Annotated in this window: 13 protein-coding genes; 6 read left to right on the plus strand and 7 right to left on the minus strand. The window is 50.8% G+C overall.

Translation table 11 applies throughout. The features are described from left to right. Positions 1-464: 464 nt before the first annotated feature. Complete coding sequence (locus I2I11_RS05465; RefSeq protein WP_196266659.1) at positions 465-731, plus strand: GNAT family N-acetyltransferase; 267 nt, start codon at positions 465-467, stop codon at positions 729-731. Between the two features lie 39 nt (positions 732-770). Here the strand turns inward: I2I11_RS05465 and I2I11_RS05470 are convergent, their stop codons facing one another. Both I2I11_RS05470 and I2I11_RS05475 read right to left on the minus strand, forming a co-directional pair. Continuing rightward, a complete protein-coding gene (locus I2I11_RS05470) occupies positions 771-2,087 on the minus strand; it encodes a gluconate:H+ symporter (RefSeq protein WP_196266660.1) in 1,317 nt (438 codons plus the stop codon). A 391-nt stretch (positions 2,088-2,478) separates the two neighbouring features. After that, positions 2,479-3,999 carry a gluconokinase gene (locus I2I11_RS05475; RefSeq protein ID WP_196266661.1) on the minus strand — a complete coding sequence of 507 codons (1,521 nt, stop codon included), beginning with the start codon at positions 3,997-3,999 and terminating at the stop codon, positions 2,479-2,481. 283 nt (positions 4,000-4,282) lie between these two features. On the opposite strand from I2I11_RS05475, the gene I2I11_RS05480 reads away from it, so the two are divergent. From I2I11_RS05480 to I2I11_RS05490, 3 genes are all read left to right on the plus strand, one after another. After that, positions 4,283-5,365, plus strand: coding sequence for an AI-2E family transporter (locus I2I11_RS05480; RefSeq protein WP_196266662.1), 1,083 nt, complete (start codon positions 4,283-4,285; stop codon positions 5,363-5,365). A 183-nt stretch (positions 5,366-5,548) separates the two neighbouring features. Next, positions 5,549-5,893 (plus strand): DUF983 domain-containing protein, encoded by a 345-nt coding sequence (locus tag I2I11_RS05485; RefSeq protein ID WP_230679913.1) that lies wholly within the window; start codon positions 5,549-5,551, stop codon positions 5,891-5,893. 98 nt (positions 5,894-5,991) lie between these two features. Then, positions 5,992-6,870, plus strand: coding sequence for a helix-turn-helix domain-containing protein (locus I2I11_RS05490; protein ID WP_196266664.1), 879 nt, complete (start codon positions 5,992-5,994; stop codon positions 6,868-6,870). A 61-nt stretch (positions 6,871-6,931) separates the two neighbouring features. Here I2I11_RS05490 and I2I11_RS05495 read toward each other — a convergent pair whose 3' ends face one another. Together I2I11_RS05495 and I2I11_RS05500 are read right to left on the minus strand one after the other, a co-directional pair. After that, complete coding sequence (locus I2I11_RS05495; protein WP_196266665.1) at positions 6,932-7,945, minus strand: endonuclease/exonuclease/phosphatase family protein; 1,014 nt, start codon at positions 7,943-7,945, stop codon at positions 6,932-6,934. Between the two features lie 68 nt (positions 7,946-8,013). Continuing rightward, positions 8,014-8,550, minus strand: coding sequence for a YceI family protein (locus I2I11_RS05500; protein WP_196266666.1), 537 nt, complete (start codon positions 8,548-8,550; stop codon positions 8,014-8,016). A gap of 363 nt (positions 8,551-8,913) precedes the next feature. Here I2I11_RS05500 and I2I11_RS05505 point away from each other — a divergent pair, with 363 nt between their 5' ends. Together I2I11_RS05505 and I2I11_RS05510 are read left to right on the plus strand one after the other, a co-directional pair. Next, positions 8,914-10,554: a M28 family peptidase gene (locus I2I11_RS05505; RefSeq protein ID WP_196266667.1), complete on the plus strand. Its 1,641-nt coding sequence runs from the start codon at positions 8,914-8,916 to the stop codon at positions 10,552-10,554. A 149-nt stretch (positions 10,555-10,703) separates the two neighbouring features. Continuing rightward, positions 10,704-11,111, plus strand: coding sequence for a DNA-binding transcriptional response regulator (locus I2I11_RS05510; protein WP_196266668.1), 408 nt, complete (start codon positions 10,704-10,706; stop codon positions 11,109-11,111). A 23-nt stretch (positions 11,112-11,134) separates the two neighbouring features. Here I2I11_RS05510 and I2I11_RS05515 read toward each other — a convergent pair whose 3' ends face one another. The 3 genes from I2I11_RS05515 to I2I11_RS05525 all read right to left on the minus strand — a co-directional run bounded on the left by I2I11_RS05515 (position 11,135) and on the right by I2I11_RS05525 (position 14,663). Continuing rightward, positions 11,135-11,614 carry an META domain-containing protein gene (locus tag I2I11_RS05515; protein WP_196266669.1) on the minus strand — a complete coding sequence of 160 codons (480 nt, stop codon included), beginning with the start codon at positions 11,612-11,614 and terminating at the stop codon, positions 11,135-11,137. Positions 11,615-11,772: 158 nt separating this feature from the next. Next, positions 11,773-12,666, minus strand: coding sequence for a hypothetical protein (locus I2I11_RS05520; RefSeq protein WP_196266670.1), 894 nt, complete (start codon positions 12,664-12,666; stop codon positions 11,773-11,775). A 644-nt stretch (positions 12,667-13,310) separates the two neighbouring features. Then, positions 13,311-14,663 carry an amidohydrolase family protein gene (locus I2I11_RS05525; RefSeq protein ID WP_196266671.1) on the minus strand — a complete coding sequence of 451 codons (1,353 nt, stop codon included), beginning with the start codon at positions 14,661-14,663 and terminating at the stop codon, positions 13,311-13,313. Between the last annotated feature and the right edge of the window lie 20 nt (positions 14,664-14,683).

The raw sequence follows: 14,683 nt of genomic DNA on the forward strand, positions 1-14,683 counted from the left end.
AAGGTAAGGCTTTCGCCGGTAACAAGTAGCGGACACAGAAACGATGTTGTTTCGTGAAGACCACCAATTAAGCCGAAGCGGTAAAAGACAGTATCTTATGCTTTACCCTATATAGGTCTGCTATCTTTATACCAATGCCCGGCTACACTTATACGTACTGCTTCCTGTTGTGCGGCGCTTTACCCGGAATTATAGTTGCGGCCAGATTATATCCTTAAACCAGAAAAATTATTATACCTGTATGCGGCCTGCAGGGGTGGTTTGCGTTAGATAAAAAGGGCTGCACAGCTGCATGGTAAGTGATGGCATAAAAGCAGCTCTGATAGAGAACAAAAGACTTTCGGGGCGTCAATCGTGTTGAGTGAAAAGATTATATCTTCCCCATATTTTGTATGTACTTTAAATTGAAACCGCCTTATACTTATACCCGAATTTTTCTCATCACCAATACCCTATAAACAAGTATGGAAACAGAAATCATACACGAGAAGAAATACCAGCAGTTTACAGCTGTATTGGGCGACGAAGAAGCCGAGTTGGCCTATGCCCTTCCGGCAGCGGGCGTATTGGATTTCACGCATACGTATGTACCCGAATCTGCCCGGGGAAAAGGGATAGCCACTAAGCTGATAGAAGCAGGCCTGCATTATGCCCGCCAGAACGGGTATAAAGTGCAGGCCTCTTGCCCGGTCGTAAAAAAGTACCTGCAGGCGCATCCTGAGCAGCAATAAGATTTATACTTCTGCCGGCGCAACACATTTGCCAGCTTTTTAAATGATCTGCTCCAGCAGCAGCACGCCCAGTAGCCCCATCACCGATATAATGGTTTCCATCACAGACCAGGTGGCGATTGTCTGCGGGAGCGTGAGGCCGAAGTATTCCTTAAACATCCAGAAACCGGGATCGTTTACATGCGAGAACATCAGGCTGCCTGCCCCCACCGACAGCACCATCAGTTCCGGGCTTACGCCCGTTCCTGCCAGCAGAGGCACCACGATTCCTGCACCAGTAATAGACGCTACCGTAGCAGAGCCCAGGCATACCCGAAGCAGGGCCGTTATCAGCCAGGCCAGAAACAACGGCGACAAGTTGGTGCCGCTTACGAGCGCCGTAATATCGGAGCCGACACCGGAATCTACCAGCACCTGCTTCAGCGCCCCGCCTGCTCCTATGATTAGTAAAATCATGGCGATACTAGCCACGGCATCCGTCATTACTTTCATGATATCAGCCATACTTCTGCCGCGCCTCAGTCCCAAAGTATAAATAGCCACCAGCACCGAAAGAAGCAGCGCCATCACCGGATCACCGATAAAATTAAAAAACTCTCTTAAGCCGGAGCCAACGGGCAAAAGCAGGCCAAGCACCGCCGCAATCGTCATCAGGGCAATGGGCACCAGGGCCGTAAACATACTTACGCCGTAACCGGGCATTTCGGCTTCGGTAAGTTCGCGCACTTTAAACAGGTTCTCGGGCGGAGCAGTTTTATACCTGCCAAGTGTGCGGCTGAACAACGGACCGGCCACCACAATGGCGGGCACTGCCAGCACAAGGCCATACAGCAGCGTAAGTGTAATATCTGCCCCAAATATCACCGCAATAGCCGTAGGCCCGGGATGAGGCGGCAGAAAACCATGCGTTACCGACAAGGCCGCCGCCATGGGTATGCCCACGTATAGCAGTGACAACCGGGCAGAGGCCGCCACGGCAAACACCAGCGGAACCAGGATAACGAAGCCGGCATTGTAAAACATGGGCAGGCCCACCACAAATCCCGTCAGCACCATGGCCCATTGCAAATTGCCGATGCCGAAGCGCCGGATCAGGCCATAAGTTATGCGTTGCGCCGCGCCGCTCTCTGATACCAGGTTACCCAGCATTGCCCCGAAACCAAGTATAAGCGCCAGCGAACCCAGTGTATCGCCCATGCCCTTCTGCACCGAAGCCAGCGCCTCGCTCACCGTCATTCCCTCTGCTACACCTATTCCGAGCGCCACCAGCACCAGCGCCATAAGAGCATTCAGCTTAAAAACCAGGATAAGCAGCAGCAGGGCAAGTACTCCCAGAATAACGATCAAGAGCGACATAGTGACGGCTTTTTGAGTGTTGCGTCCTCAATGTAAAAAACCTATGGGTTTATTCCTATATATGTAAATCAACAAAGAAAGGTATAGCCATGTTGAGTAGCTAAATTGTTGAAGGTTATTTGAAGTAAGTAGCTCTACAAAAATAGTTTGAAGTATAAACAGATCTGTTATTCCGGATGAATCTCGTTGGCGGGCGGTAGTTGCGCTTACTTAAAGGTTCTATAATATGCTAACAAGCTCCCCGCGATAAGTGCGGTATTTATACTTGCAGGAGGACAAAACAGCTTAACTTAATCCTGTTCAGATACTTAGTGGTCGTATAGCTGTGTATACTTTATCAGTTTCTGCTGATACCTAGAAGCATGCTATCCGGATCACTTCCAAATGAATCTTAATAGCCATAGATTTGGCTGAAGCTGTCTTTCAGTTTGGGGTAAAGGGTTTCGAAAACGGCGTAGCTTTGCATATAGTGCTGATGCTTAGCCGGATCGGGCACGAACGTTTTGCTGATGGTAGTCATCTTCTCCACATCTTCCAGCTTTTCTATTATCCCGGTAGCATACATGCCCATAATGGCCGCGCCCAGCGCAGAGCCTTCGGCGGTTTCGGTGAGATGCACCTGCTTGTTAAAAATATCGGCCAGCATCTGCACCCACGTACCGCAGCGCGAAAACCCGCCGTTGGCATAAATGGTAGTAACAGGCCCGGTGGTTTGCTCCAGCGCCCGGCCCACGCTATACACGCCAAAAATAACGCCTTCCATCAGGGCCCTGAGAAAATGCTCGCGTGTATGGGTGTAATGCACCCCGATAAAGCAGGCGCGGGCCGCGGCATCCCAGATGGGCGCACGTTCGCCCAGCAGGTAAGGCAGAAACAGCAGCCCGTCTGCGCCGGCAGGTATGGCCGCCGCTTTGGCACACAACGAGGCATAGGTATCAGTGCCGGAAGTTGTGTCTGCTGCATCCGGCTCATAAAAGTTATCGCGGAACCAGCGCAGCACTACGCCGCCATTGTTCACGGCACCGCCCAATACAAAATGATCAGGTGTAAGTATATAGCTGAAGATGCGCTCCTGCAGGTCGGTAGCGGGCTTGTGTGCCATTACGCGCACAGCGCCGCTGGTACCAATTGTAACCACTGCATCGCCGGGATGCACAGCATTGGCGCCCAGGTTAGCCAGGCAGCCGTCGCTTGCTCCAATCACGAAAGGCATGGTGGCAGGCATGTTCAGCAGTTTGGCATACGCATCCCGTAAATCCGTGAAAATACAGGTAGGCGGCACAGGATCCGGCAACTGGTCTGGCGTAATGCCGGCAATTTCCAGCGCTTCGATATGCCACTGCAAGGTAAAAATATCGAACAGGCCGGTGGCTGATGCTATAGAATAATCTACTTTGTACACCCCGAACAGCCGGAAGAACACATATTCTTTGATGCCGATAAATTTACAGGCCTGCCGGAAGATCTCCGGTTTATGCGTCCGCAGCCAGCATAGTTTGGGCAGCGGCGACATAGGGTGCAGCGGGGTGCCTGTCTGCAGGTAAATGGTATGGCCGGGGGCGCTTTGCTTTAGCCTGGTTGCTTCTTCCTGGCTCCGGGTATCAGCCCAGATAATGCTGTTGGTGAGCGGTTCGCCCGCAGCATTTACAGCCAGCAGGCTGTGCATGGCGCTGCTGAAGCTGACGCCTGCCAAAGTATAACTACTCACAGAAAGCTGCCCTGCAACAGACTGCAACGCAGTAAGCACCGCCTGAAAAACTTCGTCCGGATCCTGCTCGGCATATGCAGGCTGTGGGCTGAGGATGGGGTATTCTACGGCATCATAAAACAGGGTTTTGCCCCTGCCGTCAAAAGCCACCGCTTTAGTGCTGGTCGTTCCGATATCGATGCCTATAAAAGCCTGCTGTGCCATGTATTTTCTTTTTTTATGTATACCTACGCAAAACAGGCTTTTATTTGTTGTAGACGGGCTGCATCACAACAGCGGTTTTAAAGCCGGAAGAACGCCATCCATAATGCTTGATGCAGCTTTGCTCCGCTAAAATGCCTGTGTCGCACGCCATCTCCAACTTTAGTGCTGCATTTGCAGTATAATTTTTAGCTGCAGCAGCAGCCGCTCTGTGCCAGCCATATAGCTGTTGCCCCGCGTTTCGCCTGCATACAGCTTATCTTTTGCTCACCCCTAATGCATCTATATGGCGGATAATGTACAATACAACAGCTCTCCGGGCTCCGATACCAAAGAACCTTTTTACCGCAAAGTACTAAAAGCTGCCGGTATAACCCTGGCATTACTGCTGTTCGTTCTTTTCATTTATTATACTTTTAACAGTGTGCTGCTGCTGGTGTTTGCCAGTGTGCTGATTGCTATTTTTTTCAGGGGTACGGCCGATGCTTTAAGCAGCCGCACCGGCATCCCCACGGGCTGGTCACTTGCCCTGGTGATGGTGGTGTTTCTGGCATTGACGGGGCTTGCCTGGTGGCTGCTGGCGCCCCAGGTTACAGCGCAGATAAGCACCCTCAGCAAGGAGTTGCCCAGGTCCATTGCCGGTCTTGAGCAACAGGTACAGCAGTATGAATGGGGCCGTAAGCTGGTGGGCGAGATACCTACACTTGACAGCCTGATGGAAAGCAAAAACGGGTGGCTCCAGAAAAGTGTGGGTATACTATCAAGCACTTTAGGTATACTGGCCAACATCTATATCGTACTTTTTATCGCCATTTTTATAACCATCAACCCTAAAACATACCGGCAGGGTATTATCATGCTCTTCCCTTTACCAAAGCGCAACCGGGCCAGAGAGGTGCTCGACCACATCGGCTCCACGCTCTACAAATGGATACTGGGCAAGCTTTTCTCGATGACGGTGGTGGGGGTGATGACCTCCATCGGTCTGTCGTTGCTGGGCATACCAATGGCACTGGCACTTGGCTTTATTGCCGGCCTCGTGTCGTTTATACCTAACTTTGGCCCCATTATAGCCTTGGTGCCCGCTGTGCTGATTGCGCTGCTCCAGGGGCCTAACGATGCGCTGTATGTGGTACTGCTGTACACCGGCATCCAACTGGTGGAAAGCAACCTGCTCACGCCGATGGTGCAGAAAAGAATGATAGAAATGCCTCCTGCTCTTATTATTTCAGGACAGCTGCTGCTGGGCGTTTTCTCAGGCATACTCGGCCTCATCCTGGCCACTCCCCTTATTGCCATGCTGATTGTGATCGTGAAAATGCTCTATGTGCGCGATGTACTGGGCGATGATGATGTGCACGTAGGCTAACTAAACAGCTATACCTGGCTTACAACTCTTACGCGCCTGGTTTAGTAGCTTCGCATTTGTGCTATACTTTGTCTGTTTTGTCCCGTAAGCGGGGTATGATTATATGCTAACTTTGCCGTATAAACCTGTTAAAGATTAAAGCAAATGAGTTGGAAAGAGAGCAGACTGTACAGCGTTGTAAACATGAAGTGCCCGCGGTGCCACGAAGGCGATTTATTTCCGAAAGGCACGCTGTACAATGTGAGCAAATTTGCGGATATGAACGATGCCTGCCCTTGCTGCGGGCAGGTATTCGAGCCTGAGCCCGGCTACTATTATGGGGCTATGTTTGTCAGCTACGGCATTACCACGGCCCTGGTGCTGGCTATCTGGTTAGGACTTAGTTTGGTGATGGAGGAAGTTACCATGCTGGCACTGATTCTGTCGCTTACGGTAATGCTGATTGTTTTGCTGCCTGTCATATTCCGGTTGTCCAGGGCTATCTGGATAAACTTTTTTATCGGCTACAAAGGCCCGCCTCAAGTATAAACGCCTGTTCCCCGAAGATGTAAATAAAGAAGCATTCCTGTTCCGGCTTGAAGTTAGGCCGCTGTATTGTATATTGGCTGCCAAACAGCATATCAGGCATGCCGGACAAACATCTGCCCATTTTCAGGATACAGGATTTTGATGCGCAAACCCGGCGGGAGCAGTATTTTTATCTTAATAGTTTCGCAAATCATCTCCGCGAGCACCAGTTTATACAGAAGCCGCACAAGCATAATTTCTATATCGTGCTGCTGCTTACCAGCGGCTCAGGCACCCATACCATCGATTTTAATACCTACCCCGTACAACCCCGGACAGTATACTTCCTGCGTCCGGGGCAGGTGCACAGCTGGCAATTCACTGCGGACGCTGCTGGTTATATTATTTTCTTCACTTCAGAATTTTACCTGTGGGGACATCCGCAAAATAAGCTTTATGATTTTCCGTTTTTTAATGCGCTGCTCTCCCGGCCGCTGCTGCAGGTAACCGAGGCAGAAGAGGCACAGCTGTTAACGGTTATCAAAAGTATAGAGGGAGAGCATGCGGGCCGGCAATCCAAAAAGGAAGACATCATCCGGGATTACCTGGATATTCTGCTCATCCTGCTCTCGCGTATATACGAGGCGCAGCATCCCCGGGAGCAGGTATCTTCCGGGGAGTTCCTTCAGTTGCAAAACCTCGAAAACCTGATTGACCAGCACTACAAGGCACACCAGCCGGTTTCGTTTTATGCCGAACAACTGCACATGACAGCAAAGCAATTGAATGAAAGCAGCAAGCGCACCACTGGCAAAACAATTACGGAGCTGATACAGAACCGGGTGGTGCTGGAGGCGCAAAGGCTGCTGGTGCATTCTCCTCTCACGATTACGCAGGTGGCAGCCGAACTTGGCTACTTCGATAATTCTTATTTCTCCCGCTTTTTCAAAAAACATGCGGGGCAAACACCCGAACAGTTCCGGCTGCTCCACCAGTAAGCTACGAGTTCTAAACGGCTTTAGCCGCATCCTCAATCCCTGACATCCTCAGTTTATACTTTTACTTACCCGGCGGCTGCAGCACCAATTGCACATATATCGGGAAGTGGTCGGAGCCATACTTGGGTAATCTTTTCAACTCCAGCACACGAAAATGACCGGAAGCATAGATCTGATCCAGGGGCCAGCGCCGGATGAGGGAAGTGGCATCGAAAGAATTATAGAAACCCCTGCCCACCCGCACATCGTTTAGCTTGCTTTTTTGCCCAAACAACCGGGAAGTGTTCGACCAGGCTACATCATTAAAGTCGCCGGCAACGATGGTTGGCGCCGTATGTGCAGCCACCATCTCTCCTACTTTTAACAGCACCACTTCCTTCCGGCCCTCTTTTCCAACATTGTCAGGGTATGGGCTGGGTACGGGCGGCACCGGATGTACGGTATGCAGTATAAACCAGGAGCCACCGGGCAGCCTGGCCTCCACCTGAAAAGAGGGTACGCTGTCGTGCTGCAGAAACCGGATATGCGCATCGCGCAGCGGCAGCCTGGAGTATAGCAACATGCCGTAGGTGTTATCCAGCGGGTACAGAATAGTATAAGGGTAGCGCTCCTTCAGAGGCTGCAGCTGGTTGGCCCACCATTGGTTTGTTTCCATAGCCAGCACCAGATCGGGGTTGGCCTTGTGCACAATCTCCAGGAAACCGGCAGCGTTCCTGTTCTTCATCAGCACATTGGCTATCAGCAGGCCAACGGTATTTGCCCGGTTAGCTACTGCCGGACTAGCATCCGGCGCTGCTTTAGGCCAGATGGGCGTGTACGGCAGTATAATTATGGCCTGCAGCGCCGCTGCAGTCACCAGGCCGATCACCAGAAGCACCGCCGAAGTAGCCCAGCGGCGATTTACTGCAACAAACCCGGCCAAGCAGATCAAACAGGCAATCAATGTCTGCTCCCGTAGGAAATCGAGCACCTTCAGGAACCAGAATCGGGTATTATACGGCAGCGAGGCCATTGTTAGCAGCACGCACAGGGTGCCCGCCGCAATAATCAGATAAAATAAGATCCGCCTGCCCATACCTATTACTCACGAAAAAAAAGGCCAGTTGTTTTATCAACTGGCCTGCTTCTTATTTCAGATAAAAACTATGCTTGCTTGACGAGCTGGATTTCAGCATGAAGCTTTATCTCGTCACTCACCACTACACTGCCTGCCTCGGTTACAGCATTCCAGGTAAGGCCGAATTCCTTTCTGCTGATTTTACCATCAACAGTAAAACCCGCTTTCGTCTGACCGTAAGGGTCCACCACCATACCACCGAACTCTACATTTACCGTTACTGGTTTTGTAATGCCTCTGATCGTCAGATCGCCCTGCACCTTCGCCTCATCGTCGCTCACTTTCTTGTAGCTCTTGCCATCAAAGCGCAGCTCTGTATGGTTTTCAGCATCAAAGAAGTCAGCTGAGCGCAGGTGTGTGTCGCGCTGCTCGTTGTTTGTGTTAATAGAGTTTATATCGGCTGTAAAAGTGAGATTCGAGAATTTCTCAAAATCCTCGTCCTCTGTCTCAACCTCCAGGTTAAACTTCTGAAAATATCCTGTAACTGTTGTGATCATCAGGTGCTTCACTTTAAACTGAATCTCGCTGTGGGCAGGGTCAACTGTCCATTTTGTTGTAGCCATATCGTTTTATTTTATTGATGTATGATAAAAAATTAAAAACAGCCCGCTACCGTTTGCTCCTCCTGATTTACTAATCACTGGCGGAGCCGGTAAAAAAATCAATGTAAGTACATATATACGGCTCCACGCGCCAAAGTTACATATGCGCCTGCAGGCATGGCCGGCAGCAGCCCGAAAATTGTCCGGTTCAGGCACACAACTTTAATGTTTGCGTGTATATTTGGGACACAAGTATGAAGCGGAACATTCCGGACATCTTGGAAACATGAGACACAAGACTTTGAAAGTATACATCCTGATTCCGCAATTAATCCTGAATTAAGCATCAGCACATAAATAAACCAGCACCTTTACTTTCTCTGCATGAAAACTGTAAACCTCCTGCTTTGCCTGTGTTTTATACTTGTGGCGCAGCACGCCCTGCCCCAAACCCTGCAGGTAAATAAAAAAGTAGCCAAAGCCATTCGTAAAATAGCGCCGCAGGATATAGAAGCACACATCCGTTACCTGGCCGACGACAAGTTGCTGGGCCGCAAACCCGGTACCGCAGGCTACCAGACGGCCGTAGATTATGTGGTAAGCCAACTTCAGCAACTGGGCGTGCAGCCTGCCGGCGAAAACAACACGTACCTGCAAGACGTGAAGCTGCGCAAAGCCGTAACTGGTGCCAGTGCTACGATGCAGATCAAAGACAGCCTGGGCAGCAGCGCCAACCTGAGTTACGGGCAGGACTACGTTATCTACCCCAACCCACAGCAACCGGAAGTAGCCGTACAGGCGCCGCTTGTATTTGCCGGCTACGGCATCAGCGCTCCCGAACTGGGCTACGACGATTATGCAGGTATAAATACCAATGGTAAGATAGTAGTGATTTTGCGGGGCGCACCGGCAAAGTTCGAGTCTACAGTAGCGGCTTATAGTATGGATTTGCGCACTATTCTGAAAAATGCCGCTGCACATGGCGCGGTGGGCGTCATCATCGGCCAGCCTGATCCGAAAAGGGAACTGCCTAATCTGTCGCGTGGCGTGTACAGCGTGCTGTCGCCGGAGGGTGAGGTGGCAGTATCGCGGAATTATGTGTCGGAGCAGATAAAGCTACTGGCGCTTGTCAGTAACGAGGTGCTGCTCCGCTTTTTCGGCAATGCCGGATTGGATTATCAACAGGCAGAAGCCGCTATCAGTAAAGGTATACCCGCCTCTGCGCCGCTCCATACTTCGGTTAGCGCCGCCTATACTTCCGCTTACCAGGATGTGGACAGCTATAACGTAATCGGCAAAATTGAAGGCACAGATCCGGCGCTGAAAAATGAATATGTGGTGCACAGCGCCCATCTCGACCATGTGGGCATCGGCACACCCGTGCAAGGCGACTCTATCTACAACGGCGCCCACGACAATGCCTCGGGCGTGGCCAGCCTGCTGGAGATTGCCAAAGTATACGCGCGGTTAAAAGACAAGCCAAAACGTTCGGTGCTGCTGGTGATGGTAACAGGCGAAGAAATGGGTTTACTGGGCTCCGCCTATTTTGCCAGACACCCTACCGTGCCCGCTCAAAGCATTGTAGCCGATATCAACACCGACATGCCGACCATTATCGCGCCGCTGCTGTCGGTGGTGGCGCTAGGAGCGGAACATTCTTCGCTGGCAAAGCAGGTGGCGCAGGCCAGCCGCTACCTCGGCCTGGAAGTGGAAACGGACCCGGAGCCAGAACAAAACCGCTTTATCCGCAGCGATCAGTACAGCTTTGTAACGCAGGGCATCCCGGCACTCCACATCAAGTATGGCAACAAAACCCCAGACGGCCGCAACAACCTGGATGTGCAGGTAAAAGCCTGGCGCGAAAAATATTACCACAAACCGCAGGACGATATCAACGGCATCTTTGATTTTGATGCAGGCCGGAAATACGCGCAACTTAACTTCCTGATCGGCTACCTAGTAGCGCAAAATCCTGAAAAACCAACCTGGAACAAAGGCGACTTCTTTGGCAGGCGCTTCGATTAACAGAAGTATAAACCGCTGCAGCTCCGATTGCAGCTTTTATACTTATCTGTATAAATTTTACACGATGTACACACATTGTACATCACAATTACTTATTTTTGTAAAGTCAACCCTATTTTATCAGGCTTAATTACCGTGCGGAAGACAAAATGAAAGCACCTGTACACAGAGGAGAAGTGATCCGGGACGCCATTAAAACAAGTGGTGTAGCCGTGGGCGTAGTAGCCGACAAGCTCGGCGTCAGCAGAAAAACGCTTTACAACAAGTTTAAGGAAACCGGCATTCCGTACAGCTTTATACTCCGGCTGGGAGAGGTGATTCACCATGATTTTTCACAGGAGTTTCCGCACCTGGGCAAAAACGTAAAAAAAGACACCACGCCGCAACAGCCACAAAATGCCAACCTGCTCCTGCCCTTCGATGTGGAGCCACAGGAAATCTCCAGGCCCGGCAACTTAGAAGCCTGCGAAGCAGAACTGCTTAGCCTGCAGCGCAAATACATTGCCCTGCTTGAAAAATTTAATGAACTGCTGCTTAAAACATCGCAAGGCAAGTAAGCGGCTTTTGCCCGAATGAGGGTTTAGTGCAGTCCATCCTCCACTTCGTTGTCGATGCTGCGCTCTGTGCCCGCCATAAAGGTGGCTACAGCCTCGCCGCCGGCATATAGCGTGAGCACATCATCCGAAATACGATAGGAGTCTACATTTTCCAGCACGCGCATCAGCTTATTTTCCAGTTCAATGTTGGGGCACATCATTTTGGTAGCACCCAACTGGCTTAACTTCAGCGTCTGCTGTTCTTCATTTCCTTCATACTTCCCGAAAAACTTGTTGCAGCCTGTAAAGCCGTGCACATCGTTTTCGTTTTCCTCGAAGCGGATATAAGCGGTGTGGGTGTTATTCGGCGCCTGCGGGCTTTGTCCCTCAATGGACATCAACATCCAGTAAGCATCTTTAAAAGTATAAACTTCCGAAGACTTGTCCTTTGGCTTGATGGTGCAGGCACTCACGAAAAGGGCTAACAGCAGGCAGGCGCCAGCTATAAATTTTGAGATAGACATATCGGCTTTATTTTAATTTATTGTTTTGCAGCTATCAGCAACTGCGGCCTTATCCTGTACGGATGGTGCGGCTCTGAGTATAAAAACTGCCAACAGCAGGAAAATCATCATATAAAAAGCCCACAGTTTTTGGCTGTGGGCTTTCTGGAATGGATTTACTATCCGCGTAAACTTCCGCCTTTGCTATAACTGCTGGCGGCAGAATCGGCATTATAGTCCGGCCCTGACCGGTGGCGGCGATCGCTGCTGTTCCTGCTGTAACGGTTTTCGTGTTTCGAATAGTCCTGATCGCTTACGTACGAGCGGTTAGAGGCGTAAAGCCCCGTAGCATAGTTGTCGTCGCGGTTCCTGTGAGAGTCCCTGATTTCACCCTGCTGGTACTCGTCGCGGTTAGATACATCGTCGTAGAACTTGTTGCTACGGCCGCTGCCACGGAAGTCGTTGTCGGAACTGCTGTGGTTAAAATCGGAACGGTCGTTGTAAAAATCTGCTCCGCCCGGGTTGTAACTACGCTGCTCGTCACGGCCATAACTGCTGTACCTTCTGCCACTGCCGCCGCTCTGGTAGCTGTTATCCTGGCGGGCGTAGCGGCTGTTTTCGTCGCTGCTGAAGTTCCCCCGGTAAGCGCCTGAGCTGTCGCGCTCCCAGCCGGTTCCGCGGGTTTGTTCATAGCCGCCCATGTATGGGTTGGGGTCGCCGTAGCGGTAGTGATTGTCGCGGTTCTGGTAGTTTCCGGAGTTTTGCCGGTCATAAGAAGAGCCGGAGTTGTAGCTGCGGTTTCCGTCGTTCCGGTTGTTGTTCCTGTCGTACTTATCATAGTTGCTGCTGCTGCGCTGCATAGGTCCGGGACTGGTGTTGCCAAATGTAGCGCCACGTGTAGTTCTTACATCCTCATACTCGTGGTTGGTGTCCGGCATACCATAATAATTACCATGGTTTTCGTACCGGCTCTGGTAGTTAGATAATTTACGGCCGGCATTTCCGTCGCTGTTCCGGCTGTAGCTGTCGCTTCTATAATTTCCGCTGTTGTAATAATGATCGTCTCTTTCCATAGGTATAAAGTTTAAAGTTTGGTATCAGTTTATACTTATAAACGGACATCCGGCAACAGTGTTGGCTCATGCGCCCGGAAGGCATGCATTACACCCGCTGTAAAAGCCACCTGTTTGCCCGGCTGGGCCGGTAAACCTGCATTTTTCAGGCTAGCGGAAAAGGCAATACTTCGGGTAGCTGCGGCAATATGTCGGTGTGTTCGGGGAGTTCATCTAATTTGCAGGCAAAAGGTATTCTTATTTTATACTTTGTCTGAGCAATAGTATAATAGCCCGCGCCCGGGCGCGGGAGAGAAGAAACAGATAATGCCAGCCTTGCGCCACTGCGCATTGCAGCACCTGTAATAAAGAAATTGTTGTTTGTTGTTTGTTAATACCCTTACTGATTCCCCCGGCTTCTGGTCGGGGTTTTCTTTTTACGACAATTCCTTTTGTTTTTATAAAAATGCGGAAGGCCGGCCTGTTATACTTGCGTTCAGGATGGTAGCATTGAAAAAGCTATTACCTGGCTAAGCCCTCATAGGCACCGGTTTTATCCATCCACACGCAGCCATTACGAAAGACACCGGATGAGAAAGATACTATAAAACAAAGCAGGCTGCCAGTTTTCCGGCAGCCTGCTTTGTTTTATAGTAAGTATAAGTTTACTCGCCTGCTGATGTGGCAGGAGCATCTATAGCGGCAGCTTTCTGCTGTGCTTTATACTTGTTCTCAAACTTATGGTACAGGTATTTCTGCTTATTGTCGAGGCTGATTTTGCGGCCCTGGATGTACGCCAGCGTTACGTTGTTGGTACGCATGTCCAGCAAATCGCCTGAAGACACGACCAGGTTAGCATCTTTACCGGCCTCCACAGAACCTGTCTGTTTGTCGATACCCAGAATTTTAGCGGTGTTCAGGGTTACGCTGGACAACGCCTGCTCTTTATCCAAACCATAGGCAGCCGAGGTGCCTGCAATAAAAGGCAAATTGCGGATGCCGTGGATGCTCAGGTCATAGTCGAGGGCCACCAGCAGACCTGCCTGTTGCAACAGATAAGGCATTTTGTAGGGCATGTCCACATCTTCCCCGGGTCTGGAGGGCAGCGCATGTACCCCTGAGTAAATAACGGGAATGTTGTTGTCTTTCAGAAAATCGGCTACCACCAGCGCATCACCGCCACCTACCAGCACGATATCTTTTACGCCATACTTCTTTGCAAAATTGATGGCCTCCACTATCTCCTTGCCATAATCTGCATGAATGTACAGCTTTTTGGAGCCGTCGAACAAACCCGCCATCGCAGCCAGCTTCAGGTTTCTGTTGTCATGTGTGCCGGCCTTGTATACAGCCGCATCACGCATCAAAGCAGCCAGCTCTGTCAGCATCTCCTCCCGCTGTTCTTTCATGCGGGCCAGGCGCTTGGCGGCTTCCGGATCATTGTTGCCGGTTTCTATCAGCATGTTGGGCCAGTTCAGGTGTATGCCACCATCCGCTTTCACAATGGCATCTTCCCAGTTCCATGCGTCCAGCTGCACCACCGAAGACGTGCCAGAAATGGTACCTCCGATGGGCGTTACCTGCGACAGCAAAACGCCATTGGTGCGGATGGTCGGAATAATATCAGAATCCGTGTTATAGGCCACGACAGAACGGACGTTGGGATTGAACTGCCCTACCTCATCCCAGTCGATGGTAGCACGCACGCTTTCTATTTCGTTCAGGCCAAGGCCGGAGTTGGGCTGGATGAGGCCGGGATAAATATGCTGCCCTGTTACGTCCACCACTTCGTAGCCATTCAGGTTTGCCCCGCTCTGCGGCCCGGCATACGTAATTTTGCCATCGGCAAATCCTACCACAGCATTTTCCACTACTGTGCCGTTGCCTACGTGCAGTGTCGCGCCTTTCAGCAAAATCGGTTTGCTTTGTTTGGGCGCCGGCGCGGGCACCTGCGCAAAAGCAGGCACACTGAACAGCAAGGCAACCAGCGCTGAAATATATCTTTTAGTAATTTTCATTTTCTAATTTAACTATCCAA

This window comes from Pontibacter rufus (assembly GCF_015694705.1).
Classification (GTDB): domain Bacteria; phylum Bacteroidota; class Bacteroidia; order Cytophagales; family Hymenobacteraceae; genus Pontibacter; species Pontibacter rufus.

What these genes read in the sequence shown, in the direction of transcription:
- I2I11_RS05465 (WP_196266659.1), top strand. Translation starts at nt 465, where the DNA reads ATGGAAACAGAAATCATACACGAGAAGAAATACCAGCAGTTTACAGCT.
- I2I11_RS05470 (WP_196266660.1), bottom strand. Translation starts at nt 2,087, where the DNA reads ATGTCGCTCTTGATCGTTATTCTGGGAGTACTTGCCCTGCTGCTGCTT.
- I2I11_RS05475 (WP_196266661.1), bottom strand. Translation starts at nt 3,999, where the DNA reads ATGGCACAGCAGGCTTTTATAGGCATCGATATCGGAACGACCAGCACT.
- I2I11_RS05480 (WP_196266662.1), top strand. Translation starts at nt 4,283, where the DNA reads ATGGCGGATAATGTACAATACAACAGCTCTCCGGGCTCCGATACCAAA.
- I2I11_RS05485 (WP_230679913.1), top strand. Translation starts at nt 5,549, where the DNA reads ATGAAGTGCCCGCGGTGCCACGAAGGCGATTTATTTCCGAAAGGCACG.
- I2I11_RS05490 (WP_196266664.1), top strand. Translation starts at nt 5,992, where the DNA reads ATGCCGGACAAACATCTGCCCATTTTCAGGATACAGGATTTTGATGCG.
- I2I11_RS05495 (WP_196266665.1), bottom strand. Translation starts at nt 7,945, where the DNA reads ATGGGCAGGCGGATCTTATTTTATCTGATTATTGCGGCGGGCACCCTG.
- I2I11_RS05500 (WP_196266666.1), bottom strand. Translation starts at nt 8,550, where the DNA reads ATGGCTACAACAAAATGGACAGTTGACCCTGCCCACAGCGAGATTCAG.
- I2I11_RS05505 (WP_196266667.1), top strand. Translation starts at nt 8,914, where the DNA reads ATGAAAACTGTAAACCTCCTGCTTTGCCTGTGTTTTATACTTGTGGCG.
- I2I11_RS05510 (WP_196266668.1), top strand. Translation starts at nt 10,704, where the DNA reads ATGAAAGCACCTGTACACAGAGGAGAAGTGATCCGGGACGCCATTAAA.
- I2I11_RS05515 (WP_196266669.1), bottom strand. Translation starts at nt 11,614, where the DNA reads ATGTCTATCTCAAAATTTATAGCTGGCGCCTGCCTGCTGTTAGCCCTT.
- I2I11_RS05520 (WP_196266670.1), bottom strand. Translation starts at nt 12,666, where the DNA reads ATGGAAAGAGACGATCATTATTACAACAGCGGAAATTATAGAAGCGAC.
- I2I11_RS05525 (WP_196266671.1), bottom strand. Translation starts at nt 14,663, where the DNA reads ATGAAAATTACTAAAAGATATATTTCAGCGCTGGTTGCCTTGCTGTTC.